At 67.5% G+C, this 12,463-nt stretch carries 9 protein-coding genes; 5 read left to right on the top strand and 4 right to left on the bottom strand.

Annotated features, from left to right (window positions below):
- Positions 1 to 920 precede the first annotated feature (920 nt).
- On the bottom strand, positions 921 to 1,820 hold the full coding sequence (iolE, locus tag ACQR07_RS36460; protein ID WP_434906871.1) for a myo-inosose-2 dehydratase: 900 nt from the start codon (positions 1,818 to 1,820) through the stop codon (positions 921 to 923).
- A 15-nt stretch (positions 1,821 to 1,835) separates the two neighbouring features.
- Positions 1,836 to 3,677: a 3D-(3,5/4)-trihydroxycyclohexane-1,2-dione acylhydrolase (decyclizing) gene (gene iolD / locus ACQR07_RS36455; protein ID WP_434906870.1), complete on the bottom strand. Its 1,842-nt coding sequence runs from the start codon at positions 3,675 to 3,677 to the stop codon at positions 1,836 to 1,838.
- A 235-nt stretch (positions 3,678 to 3,912) separates the two neighbouring features.
- On the opposite strand from iolD, the gene iolG reads away from it, so the two are divergent.
- The 5 genes from iolG (at position 3,913) to ACQR07_RS36430 (ending at position 10,089) form a co-directional block, all read left to right on the top strand.
- Positions 3,913 to 4,908 (top strand): inositol 2-dehydrogenase, encoded by a 996-nt coding sequence (gene iolG / locus ACQR07_RS36450; RefSeq protein ID WP_434906869.1) that lies wholly within the window; start codon positions 3,913 to 3,915, stop codon positions 4,906 to 4,908.
- 2 nt (positions 4,909 to 4,910) lie between these two features.
- Complete coding sequence (locus tag ACQR07_RS36445) at positions 4,911 to 5,693, top strand: inositol monophosphatase family protein (protein WP_434906868.1); 783 nt, start codon at positions 4,911 to 4,913, stop codon at positions 5,691 to 5,693.
- A 94-nt stretch (positions 5,694 to 5,787) separates the two neighbouring features.
- Positions 5,788 to 6,828: an ABC transporter substrate-binding protein gene (locus tag ACQR07_RS36440; RefSeq protein WP_434906867.1), complete on the top strand. Its 1,041-nt coding sequence runs from the start codon at positions 5,788 to 5,790 to the stop codon at positions 6,826 to 6,828.
- A 23-nt stretch (positions 6,829 to 6,851) separates the two neighbouring features.
- The gene (locus tag ACQR07_RS36435; RefSeq protein ID WP_434906866.1) at positions 6,852 to 9,041 is read left to right on the top strand and encodes an ABC transporter permease; all 2,190 of its coding nucleotides are present in this window, start codon (positions 6,852 to 6,854) and stop codon (positions 9,039 to 9,041) included.
- Position 9,042: 1 nt separating this feature from the next.
- Complete coding sequence (locus ACQR07_RS36430; RefSeq protein WP_434906865.1) at positions 9,043 to 10,089, top strand: ABC transporter ATP-binding protein; 1,047 nt, start codon at positions 9,043 to 9,045, stop codon at positions 10,087 to 10,089.
- 17 nt (positions 10,090 to 10,106) lie between these two features.
- Here ACQR07_RS36430 and ACQR07_RS36425 read toward each other — a convergent pair whose 3' ends face one another.
- Positions 10,107 to 11,297 (bottom strand): gluconeogenesis factor YvcK family protein, encoded by a 1,191-nt coding sequence (locus ACQR07_RS36425; RefSeq protein WP_434906864.1) that lies wholly within the window; start codon positions 11,295 to 11,297, stop codon positions 10,107 to 10,109.
- Between the two features lie 322 nt (positions 11,298 to 11,619).
- Positions 11,620 to 12,435 (bottom strand): sulfotransferase family protein, encoded by an 816-nt coding sequence (locus ACQR07_RS36420; protein ID WP_434906863.1) that lies wholly within the window; start codon positions 12,433 to 12,435, stop codon positions 11,620 to 11,622.
- Between the last annotated feature and the right edge of the window lie 28 nt (positions 12,436 to 12,463).

Below are 12,463 nucleotides of genomic sequence, written 5' to 3'. Positions count from 1 at the left end.
TGTGGTGACGCCGCCTGCTTTTTTTCTGCAGGCGGGCCATGGGTGCGGCCCGCACCCGGCCTTCCCTGCGCCCTTCTCTGATAGGGGCGTGACGAAGAGCAAAGCTCGGACGCTGTGTGCGCCGCGAGGCGGCGGAGCCGCGTTTGCAGGGGCGGAGATGAAGGATCGAGCGCGGCGAGGTCTCACCGCTCTCCATGCAGACGCCGTTCGGCGTGCTCGTGGTCCGGTGTCCAGGACCGACCTCGGTTTCAGGCCCTCTCCATGAACACGCTACTGATGGAGGATGTGCACTTCCGGTGTCGGCGCCGGACTCTCTTCCCGCTTCTCGATCCCTGGTCCTTTGATGATCTCCTTCAAACCAGCCTGCAACCTCCGCACCGATGCGCAATGCAGTGCCCTCGCCCCTTGTGGGAGAGGGCAGCGCCGGCCGATCCGCAGACTCGGTTGGGTGAGGGGTTCTCTCCGCGAGCGTGACTCGTTGAGACAGACCCCTCACCCGACCGAGATCGTTGCGCTATTGTCCATGCCCTCTCCCACAAGGGGCGAGGGCGCAGTCATGGCCACCGCGCCCGCGGCGATGTCGATTGGTTTCCCGCTTCTCAGTGTGCGACGGCCGCTCCGTCGCTTGACCCTCATGGTGAGGAGCGCCGCGCCGATCAGGCTGTTACCTTGTAAGCTTTTCGTTCGCGGCGCGTTCAGGCGATGCTCTCGCATCGCCTTGAGAACCATGAGGCCACGGCGCGGGCCTCGCCCTTCGAGACGCGCGCCAAGATGGCGCGCTCCTCAGGGTGAGGGGAGAAAGTGCAGCGATGAGGCGTCAATCGAGCAGACGTTGCCAAGACCTCATGATGACGAGCGCCGTCTGTGGCGCGTTCAGGCGATGCTCTCGCATCGCCCCGGGAACCATGAGGCGCGGCCGCTCAGGCGAGCCCCGCCTCCTGCAAGGTCCGCTTGATATGGGCGACACCCTTCTTCGCGTAGGTCAGCGGATGGGCCTTGCGCGGGTCTTGCTCGGCTTCGATGACGATCCAGCCGGAGTAGCCGATGAGCTCGCGGAATACGGCGGCGTAGTCGACCATGCCGTCGCCGGGGACGGTGTAGACGCCGAGTGCGTCGCCCTGCCCGAGCACGGCATCGAGGAAGCTCCAATCCTCGCGCCGCGCCTGCTCCATGACGGCGCGGCGGACGTCCTTGGCGTGGACGTGGCTGATGCGGGCGCGATAGGTTCGGGCCAGCGCGGCCGGATCGGCGCCGCCCCAGGTGGCGTGGCCGGTGTCGAGCAGGAGATGCACGGCGTCGCCGGTCGCGGCCATGAAGGCGTCGATGTCGTCGGCGCTCTCGACGATCGTGCCGATGTGGTGATGGTAGACCAGCCTGACGCCCTCGGCGAGCGTGCGCTCGGCGACCTCGGTGATGCGGCGGCCGAACTGAGCCCAGTCGCCCGCCTGCATCGCCGGCCGCTGCGACAGCGGTTTGCTGCGATCGCCATGGATCGCATTCGAGGTCTCGGCGAACACCAGCACGTTGGAGCCCATCGCCTTGAGCAGATCGAGATGCGGGCGCAGCTGCCGCATCTCTGCGTCGGCATCGCGCGTCAGCAGCTCGGCCGAGTACCAGCCGGAGATGCAGGCCATCCCGAACGGCGCGAGCGCGTCTTTCAGCGCCTGCGGCTGGCGCGGAAATTTGTGGCCGAGCTCCATGCCCTCGAAGCCGGCTTCGCGCGCTTCGGCAAGGCAGGTCTCGAGCGGGGTCTCGCCGCCGATCTCCTGCAGATCGTCGTTCGACCAGCCGATGGGGTTGGCGCCGATACGGATGGGCATGTCGTCCTCACTCATTCAATGGTCACGGCGCTTCAGCGCCTCGACATAGTTGCGTCTCGCGGTCTCGACCTCCGCGCGCTCCGAGACCTCCGGCACCGCGACGTCCCACCAATGGCCACCGGCATCGGTGGAGGGCAGCGGATCGGTGTCGATCACGATGACGCTGGTGCGATCGTGGCCGCGCGCGGCGTCGAGCGCCGCTTCGAGCTCGGCGATCCCGGCGACCCTGCGCGCGATCGCGCCCAGGCTGGCGGCGTGGCCGGCGAAGTCGATCTCGGGCAAGGTCTCGTGGCGGGTGTCGCGCAGCAAATTGTTGAACGGCGCGCCGCCGGTCGCGTTCTGCAGCCGGTTGATGCAGCCGAAGCCGCGGTTGTCGAGCACGACGATGATGAGTTTTGCGCCGAGCATCACCGAGGTGGCAATCTCGGAGTTCATCATCAGGTAGGAGCCATCGCCGACCATCACGACGACATCGCGTTGGGGATCGGCGAGCTTGACGCCGAGCCCACCGGCGATCTCGTAGCCCATGCAGGAATAGCCGTATTCCATGTGATAGCCGCCGGGCGCGCCCGGCTGCCACAGCTTGTGCAGTTCGCCCGGCAGGCCGCCGGCGGCGCACAGCACGACGTCATCCGGCCGGCTGCGGCGCTGCACGGCGCCGATCACCTCGGCATCGCTCGGCAAGGTCGCGTTGCTCGCCGCGAGATAGCGCGCCGCGGTGTCGAGCCAGGCCGTGCGGCCAGCTTTCGCTTGTTCAGTCCAGCCAGCAGGCGCCGCCCAGCCGTGAAGCGCGGCGTCGAGCTCGGCCAGCCCGGCCCTGGCGTCGGCGACCAGCGGCTGCGCGCGGTGTTTGGTGGCATCGAAGGTCTGCGTGTTGAGACCGATGATGCGGCAGGCGGGATCGGCGAACAGCGCGCGCGAGCCGGTGGTGAAATCCTGCAGCCGCGTGCCGATGGCGAGCACGACATCGGCCTCTCGCGCGGCCGCGTTGGCGGCGCCGGTGCCGGTGACGCCGATCGCGCCGAGATTGAGCGGATGATCGTGCGGCAGCGCGCTCTTGCCGCCTTGCGTTTCCGCTGCCGGGATGCCGTGTGCGGTACAGAACGCGGCGAGCTCGCGCTCCGCCTCGCTGTAGAGCACGCCACCGCCGGCAACGATCAGCGGACGCTTGGCGGCCCTGAGCAGCGCTGCGGCCTCGGCCAATTGCGCTTCGTCGGATCGCGCGCGGCGCGGCTGCCAGACGCGCTCGGCGAAGAACGAGGTCGGAAAATCGCAGGCCTCGGTCTGCACGTCCTGGCACAGCGCGAGCGTCACCGGGCCGCACTCGGCGGGATCGGTGAGCACCTGCATCGCACGCTCGAAGGCGGGCATGATCTGCTCGGGCCGGGTGATGCGGTCGAAATAGCGCGACACCGGGCGGAAGCAGTCGTTGGCGGAAATGGTGCCGTCGCCAAAATCCTCGATCTGCTGCAGCACCGGATCGGGGCGGCGTCCGGCGAACACGTCGCCCGGCAGCAGCAGCACCGGCAGGCGGTTGACGTGCGCCACCGCTGCGGCCGTCACCATGTTGGTCGCGCCGGGGCCGATCGAGCTCGTCACCGCCATCATGCGGCGGCGGCGCGCGGCCTTGGCGTAGGCGATCGCCGCATGGGCCATCGCCTGCTCATTGTGGGCGCGCAAGGTCGGCAGGCGCTCGCGCACGGCATGCAGCGCCTCGCCGAGACCGGCGACATTGCCATGCCCGAAGATCGCCCAGACGCCGGCGAACAGCGGCAGCGTCTGCCCGGAAATCACCGTGCGCTGCGCAGCCATCGCGGCGACGAGCGCCTGCGCCATGGTCAGCCTGATTGTCGCCATCACCTCAACTCCCGCTCAACCGCGTCGCCCGACATGCACCAGCCCGGCGGCATGATGCAAGCCCGCGCTCTCAGTGCTCGCTGCGAAACGCGCGCACTCACGCATTTGTTTGAGACCGTATCGTCGAGCAGCGATGTTGCGATGCGGCGGATGACATCGAGAAGATCGGGCTCCATCCTTGACGTGGCGGCGGCGAGAATGGAATGCTCGTCCGAAGAGTCAAGCAGTGAAGGTGATGATGCGATTTGGACTTCTCGGCGCCGGCAGGATCGGGCGCATTCATGGCCTCAATGTCGCATCGCGCGGCGATGCGCATCTCGTCGCGGTGGCCGACGCCTCGCACGAGGCCGCCGCCTCGCTGGCGCAGGCCACGGGCGCCAAGGTGGCCGATGCGGAGGCCGTGATCGGCGATCCCGGCATCGACGCCATCCTGATCTGCACGCCGACCGATACGCATGCCGATCTGATCGAGGCCGCCGTGTCGGCCGGCAAGGCGGTGTTCTGCGAGAAGCCGGTCGACCTCGATTCGGACCGCATCCGCCGTTGCCTAGCGACAGTCGACAAAGCCGGCAAGCCGCTGATGATCGGCTTCAACCGCCGCTTCGATCCGAACTTCGCGGCGCTGGAAAAGCGGCTGCGCGGCGGCGAGGCCGGCGACATCGAGATCGTCAGCATCATCTCGCGCGATCCGTCGCCGCCGCCGGTCGATTACGTCAAGCGCTCGGGCGGTCTGTTTCGCGACATGATGATCCATGATTTCGACATGGCGCGCTTCCTGCTGGCGGAGGAACCGGTCGAGGTGTTCGCGCTCGGCTCGGCGCTGGTCGACAAGGCGATCGGCGCGGCCGGCGACGTCGACACCGCCGCGGTGCTGATGAAGACGGCGAGCGGGCGGATCGCGCAGATCTCGAACTCGCGCCGCGCCACCTATGGCTACGACCAGCGCATCGAGGTGCATGGCGCCAAGGGCATGCTGCGCGCCGGCAACATCCACGAGACCACCGTCGAGATCGCGACCGGCGATGGCTTCCGCGCCGACCCGGTGCAGAACTTCTTCCTCGAACGCTACAGCGCCGCCTATCGCGCCGAGCTCGCCGCCTTCATCGATGTCTGCGCCGGCAAGGCGGCGCCCTCGCCGAGCGGCCGCGACGGGCTTCGCGCCCAGATGCTGGCGGACGCCGCGACCGAATCGGCGCGCAGCGGGCGGCCCGTCGCTGTCGAGGCGAGCTGACGATGACGGAGACCGACATTCTGCTGCGCTGCTACGCGGTCCAGGGCCTCGTCGCCGAGGCCGGCCGCATCGCGCTCGATTATTTCAGCCGCAAGGAGAGCCTCGGCGTGACCATGAAGGGCACGCAGGATTGGCTCACCGTCGCCGATGGCATCGTCGAGACCTATCTGCGCACACGGCTGGCCGAGCTGTTCCCCGACGACACATTGATCGGCGAGGAAGGCGGCGGCGATGCCAGCGATGCGGTCTGGATCATCGATCCGATCGACGGCACGGCGAATTTCGCCCGCGGCGATCGCAACTGGTGCATCTCCATCGGCTTCCTGCACGAGCGCGTGCCGACGATCGGGATCATCGCCGCTCCCGCGCTGGACGAGCTCTATGTCGCGCGGCGCGGCCATGGCGCGACGTTGAACGGGCAGCGCATCGCCGTCTCAGGCAATGACGACATCCGGCGCGCTTATGTCGAGCTGGGCTGGTCGGCGCGGACACCGGCGCAGCGTTATCTGGACGTGATGGGCCGCGCCTATGCCGCCGGCTGCTCGGTGAAGCGCTCTGGCTCGGGCGCGCTCGGCCTCTGCCATGTCGCCAACGGCCGCACCGACGCCTATGCCGAGCCGCACATCAATGCCTGGGACGTCGCGGCGGGCCTCGTGATCGTCGCCGAGGCCGGCGGCTGGGCGAACGACTTCTTCGCAGGCGACGGCATCAGCACGGGCAACCCGATCCTGTGCTGCACGCCAGCGCTGGCGCCACAGCTGCGCGACATCACGGGGATTGGGTAAGGCGATAAAATACCGTTGCTTTGAAGCCGAAGAGGAGCCACCGTCAGGACAAAGACAGAGAAGCATCAAGTTTCTCGTTGGGGGGAAGTGGTCCATGGTTTCGAAATCCCTGACTTTGAGCGTCCTGCTCGGTGCCGGCCTCCTGGCCGCGGGCGGCTCTTTTGCGCCGGCATCGGCCGAGGGCTCGCTGGTGATGTATTGCGGCGTCCAGGAGGAATGGTGCCGCGCGATGGCCACCACCTTCGAAAAGGAAACCGGCATCAAGGTCGCGATGACCCGGAAATCCGCCGGCGAGGTCTACGCGCAGCTCCGGGCGGAAGCGTCCAACCCGCGCGCCGACATCTGGTGGGGCGGCACCGGCGACCCGCATCTCCAGGCGGCCGACGAGGGCCTGACGCTCGAATATGAATCGCCCGCCAACAAGGACCTGCACGACTGGGCGCTGAACCAGTGGAAAGCGGCCAAGCAGCGCGCGATCGGCATCTATGCCGGCGCGCTCGGCTTCGGCTACAACACCGAGCAGATCAAGGCCAAGGGCATCGCCGAGCCGAAATGCTGGGCCGATCTGCTCAACCCGAAGCTCAAGGACGACGTGCAGGTCGCGGACCCGAACTCCTCCGGCACGGCCTATACGCTGCTCGCCACGGTCGTGCAGCTGATGGGCGAGGACAAGGGGTTTGACTATCTCAAGGCGCTGCACAAGAACGTCAGCCAGTATACCAAGTCCGGCGCCGCGCCGGCCAAGGCGGCGAGCCTCGGCGAGACCGCGGTCGGCATCGTCTTCGTCCATGATGCCCTGGTGTTCACAGTGCAGGGCGACCCGGTCAAGGCCGTGGCGCCGTGCGAGGGCACCGGCTACGAGATCGGCTCGATGTCGATCGTCAAGGGCGCGCGCAATCTGGAGAACGCCAAGAAGTTCTACGATTGGGCGCTGAGCCCGGCCGCGCAGGCGCTCGCCGCTCCCGCGAAGTCGTATCAGGTGCCGTCGAACAAGAATTCGCCGGTGCCGACGCAGGCGCCGAAGATGAGCGAGATGAAGCTGATCAACTACGATTTCGTCAAATACGGCTCGTCCGCCGAGCGCACGCGGCTGCTGACGAAATGGGACAAGGAGGTCAAGGCGCTGCCGAAGTAGACGCGGGCGGCGGAGAGAGCGTGATGCGTGCTGCGACGCGGCTTGCCCTGATCGTTGGCTGGCTCGGCTACATCATCGTGCCGTGGTACCTGCCGGAAGGCTGGGACCTCGCTGGCTATCCGTTCGGTCGGGCCGGCACCGCGCTGGCGCTGGCGATGTCCGGCGCGGCACCATGGCTCTGGCCGATCGGCATCGCGCTGCTCGCAGCGACGGTGCTCGTGGTCCGCGGCGATACCAATGCGGGTGGCCGCGGATTGATCGCCGTCGGGCTGCTCGGCCTTGGAGTATTCTTTGCGCAGGGCTTCGCGATCACCTTACCCGGCCAAGGCATGCCTGCGCTCGCAGCACTGCTCGGCGGCACTGGCGCGGCGCAGCCGGGGATGGGGTTCGGCGCGCTGCTGACCTTGGTCTCGCTGCTGCTGCTGCTCTGCCACGGCCTCGCCTATCGCGGCGTCTGCCGCGGCGATCTGTTCACGACGTCGACCATCGGCGTCGTCGTCCTCCTGATCGGCCTCTTCATCTTCCTGCCGGTCGCGACCATCCTGCGCAGCGCGCTGGTCGACAGCAACGGCCACTGGGCGCTCGGCGAATTTTTCGATCGCCTGTTCTCCGCGACGATCTGGGGCACGGGCTGCCTCGGCGGCGGCATCGCCTGCGGCGTCGCGTGGAATACGCTGATCCTGGGCGTGCTGACCGGCCTCATCACCACGCTGCTGGGGCTGGCCTGCGCGCTCTTGGTGTTGCGCACCGCGATGCCCGGCAAACGGCTGATGCGCGCGATGACGGTGCTGCCGATCATCACGCCGCCGTTCGTGATCGGCCTTGCGCTGATCCTGCTGTTCGGCCGTTCCGGTGTCGTCACCGGCCTGATGTTCGAATGGTTCGGCATCCCGCGCTCGCGCTGGATCTACGGCCTGCCCGGCGTGCTGCTGGCGCAGGTGCTGGCATTCGCGCCGATCGCCTTTCTCGTCCTGATGGGCGTGGTCCAGGCCATCGCACCGAGCCTCGAAGAGGCGGCGCAGACGCTCGGCGCGCGGCGCTGGGCGACGTTCCGCACGGTGACCTGGCCGCTGCTGCGGCCGGGGCTCGCCAACGCCTTCCTGCTCGGCTTCGTCGAGAGCCTCGCCGACTTCGGCAATCCGCTGGTGCTCGGCGGCAATTTCGAGGTGCTGTCGACCAAGATCTTCTTCGCCGTGGTCGGCGCCGCGCACAATCAGGGACTGGCGGCCGTGCTGGCAATCGTGCTGCTCGCCTTCACGCTCGCCGCATTCGGCCTGCAGCAGGGCTGGCTCGGCGGCAAGAGCTACACCACCATCTCCGGCAAGGGCGATGCCGGCCTTCCGGCGAAGCTGCCGATCGCCGTCACCGTGCTGTCGGCTGCGGTGACTGGACCCTGGGTCGCGCTGACCGCGGTGATCTACACGGTCATCCTGATCGGCGGCTTCGTCAAGACGATGGGCCGCGATCATACGCCGACCCTGGAGCACTACCGCACCGGCTTCGCCGTCGACGTCAGCCACGGGCTGTTCTTCAGCGGCGCCGCCTGGCCGTCGCTGTTCACGACCCTCAAGGTCGCGGCGATCTCGGCGCCGCTGACGGCGCTGATCGGCCTGCTCACCGCCTACCTGCTGACGCGGCAACGCTTCGTCGGCCGCAAGCTGCTCGAGTTCACGACCATGCTGAGCTTCGCCATTCCCGGCACCGTGCTCGGCGTCGCCTACATCCTGGCGTTCAACGTGCCACCGATCGAGATCACCGGGACGGGGCTCATCCTGGTCATCGCCTTCGTATTCCGCAACATGCCGGTCGGCATCCGCTCCGGCATTGCGGGCCTAGCGCAGATCGACAAGAGCCTCGACGAGGCCTCGACGACGTTGCGGGCCCGTAGCTTCACGACGTTGCGCCGCGTCGTGCTGCCGCTGCTCAAGCCCGCGCTCGTCGCCGCGCTGGTCTACAGCTTCGTGCGCAGCATCACCTCGGTCAGCGCCGTGATCTTCCTGGTCTCGGCCGAATACAATCTCTCGACCGCCTACATCGTCGGCCGCGTCGAGGCCGGAGAGTTCGGCCTCGCCATCGCCTACTCCTCGGTGCTGATCGTCATCATGGCGGCGGGCATCGCCCTCATCCAGCTCGGCGTCGGCGAGCGCAAGCTCGGGCGCAAGCAGGTGGCGCTCGCGACCCCGGCCGCCGCGCCGGCCACAGTTAGGACCTGACATGGACAAATCCAGACCCGCCTCGGTCGCGTTCAACCATGTCAGCATGCGCTATGGCCCGGTGACCGCCGTGGACGATGTCAGCTTCACCATCGAGGCCGGCGAGCTCGTGACCCTGCTCGGCCCGTCCGGCTGCGGCAAGACGACGACGCTGCGGATGATCGCCGGGCTCGAGATCGCAAGCGAAGGGCAGATCCTGATCGGCGGCAAGGACGTCACGCGGCTGTCGGCGGCCGACCGCGACGTCAGCATGGTGTTCCAGTCCTACGCGCTGTTCCCGCATATGACCGTGCTCGAGAACGCCGCCTATGGACCGAGCGTGAAAGGTCTCGGCAAGGCTCGGGCCGAAGCGATGGCGCGCGAGAAGCTCGCGCTCGTCGGGCTCGGCGGCTACGAGAAGCGCTACCCGTCCGAGTTGTCCGGCGGCCAGCAGCAGCGCGTCGCCGTGGCGCGCGCGCTGGTGCTGGAGCCGCAGGTGCTGCTGTTCGACGAACCGCTGTCCAATCTCGATGCCAAGCTCAGGCGCCGGGTGCGGCAGGAGATCCGCGAGCTGCAGCAGTCGCTCAAGCTCACCGTCGCCTATGTCACGCATGACCAGGAGGAGGCGCTCGCGGTCTCCGACCGTATCATCGTGATGTCGAACGCGAAGATCGCGCAGCAGGGCTCGCCGCGCGAGCTCTATGAGAGCCCGGCCAACGGCTTCGTCGCCGATTTCATCGGCGATGCCAATCTCGTCGACGTCACGATCGAGACGGTGCAGGACGGCCAGGCCCAGGTCGCGCTCGGCCCCCTCCGCCTGACGCTTCCCGCGCGCGGCCTTACCCCCGGCCCGGCCCGCGCCGCTATCCGCCCCCACGGCATCACGCTCGGCGAGGGCCTTGCCGGCACCGTGCAAAAATCCTCCTACCTCGGCGACCACATCGAGCTGATCGTCGCGACGCCGGTCGGCGAGCTCCTGGTCGTCAGCCCGCAAACCGATTCGTGCCCCGCCGCCGGCTCGGCGATCGAGCTGGCCTTCGCAAGGCAGAGCATCGCACTGGTGCAATAGAGGACGCCGGGTCTGATTCAGCCGGGAGATGCCAGCTGCAGCAGGTGCGACGCCACGGCGTCGGCGTCGTGGAGGCCGCGCTGCCACGGGTCCTCGAAATCGTCGGTGACCAGGCGGATGCCACGCGCGTCGGCGATGCGCTGGGCGTCGCCGAGATCGAGGTATGACGCGCCCGCGTCGGAGCGCAGGAACGGCAGCGGGCGCCGGTTCGCCAGGACGTGCGTCAGCAACCCGGCCTCCGCATCGACAGCGCCCGGAGGTCTCCCCTTGGCAGCGAAGGTCGCGATCAGGTCACCGGCGCTGCGCCCGCGCGTCTCGCCGCATTCCATCATGTTGCAGACCAGGATTTTCGGAATCTCAACTCGCCCCGAGATCGCCTCGGCGACGCCCTCGACCAGAAGGTGGGGCAGGATGCTGGTGTAGAAGCTGCCCGGGCCGAACACGATGGCATCCGCGTTCAGCACCGCCTCGATCACCGCCGGGTTCGCGGCAACCGGACCGTCGCTGCCGCGCTCGCCGGACATGCTCCCCAGCCTGACGTGCCTGATCCCCGCCGCAGCATCCTCTCCCGCCAGGGCCGTGATCCGATCCTGGCCGGTGACCGACTTTCCATTGTGCAGCTCAGCCATGAGATGCGCGTCGTTGCAGGTCGACGCCGGCCAGACGTTGCCTTCGATCCCGCACAATTTTCGAAACACGAAGATCGCGGTGTTGATATCCGAATTATGGGCGAAGGTGGCACCGGTCAGAATGAAGTTGCCGATGCTTCCCCGGCGCAGATCGAAATCCCGTCCGATCCGCGACCTGAAGACATGGAGATAGTTGAGGATCGCGCCCCTGAGCCCCGGCTCCATGGCGGCAATCAGCGGATGCCTGCCGGAGACGTAGAAGTCGATCTCCTCGTCCAGCTCGGCAGGCGCCGACGCGTTGGACAGCCGCGCGTTGAAGATCTTGACGACATGGCCGACCCGGCCTTCCGCATAGGCCATCGTCATCAGCGCGTGCCTGACGTCGCCGACCGGCAGCATGTCGAAGCAGTCCCGCAGAATGCGCGAGCTGCCGCCATTGTCCCATGCCGGAACGACCCGCGTGATCTGCACCCCGCGCCGGCACAGCGCAACGTTGATGCCCCGCATCGCCGTGCCGCCCGAAAACAGCACGATGCGCGGCTTCCCACACCGTCCCAGCAGATCCGATCCCGAGGGCATCCTGATGGCCTTCTGTTCTGCGACGCGGACCTCGCGACCGGCGCGCCTCTCCGGCGCAGTGCGCCGCCACCAGTCTAGAAGCTGGACCAGTCCAGTCCACCCCCCTTGGGCGCAGACATCGTCGCTCAGCATCACGAGGGACCTGCTTGCCGCCATGCGCAAGCCGAAGCGATGGCGCGCCCTCTGCGCCATCTGCTCGCACGCGCCCAAAACCAAAGGAGACACTGCCGACCGACAACCCTGTCAGTGCGAGCGAGTGGAACGGCGAGCGACTCGTCCAAACCTTATGGATCGTCACGGCGCGTCGCTGACGGGCATCTGGCTAGACGACGCGCACCTTGTTCGGGTTACGGGCGGGATCGCGCCAGAACGCATCGTTCTCATATTTGCGCCAGAGGTCGCCGGGAAGCACGGTCTTGCGGCCTGGTGATTCCACGCGGCGGCCGACCTTGTGCAGGCCGGGGGTGCCGAGCCGGCGATCGAACTCCTCGGCATCGAACTCAATGTTTTCGAAATCATGCGCGAACGGCTTTTCGCCGATGAAGTCGTAGACGGCGGCGATCGCCTGCTGCGGCCGCTGCGTCAATGTCTCGTAGGTCAGCGCCAGCAGGCAGTCGGCCTGCTCGCCGCAGAACGCCTCGCGCAGCGCATTCCAGGCGAAGCCAACCATGCCATTAGGTGCCGCGAGCCCGTCGACCCGAGAATATACCGTGCCGCCGGGCTCGAAGTTGAAGATGCCCGAGGGCTGGAACTTGTTCTTGCGGATCAGCCGCTCGACCGAATCGAGGATCCAGGGCACGTCGCGCACGCAGCAGATCACCTTGGCGCGCGGAAACAGCTCGGCCAGCAGCGGCAGACGCGTGCACCAGTTGCGGTTGGTGTCGAACACCACGTCGCCCCGGGGGACGTCGGAGTAGTAGGCCGAGAAGATGCCTTCCAGCAGCGCCTTGCGCTGCGCGTCGGTGATGAAGATCGAGGTCTCGTTGCTCATACTCATGCTGCGCAGCATGGCATCGACCAGCGAGCCGACCGGCCCGGTCATGCCGGCGCGGAAGCGCGGGTTCTGCCGCAGGATGGCCGACAGCAAGGTCGAGCCGGCCCGCGGAAGCCCGGAGATGAAATGGATGTCGGCCTGCATGATCCTCAAGAGCCTGAAAGTGTCAGCC

This window comes from Bradyrhizobium sp. HKCCYLS20291 (assembly GCF_051167715.1).
Classification (GTDB): domain Bacteria; phylum Pseudomonadota; class Alphaproteobacteria; order Rhizobiales; family Xanthobacteraceae; genus Bradyrhizobium.
This window is presented reverse-complemented; position numbering and strand designations above follow the sequence as displayed.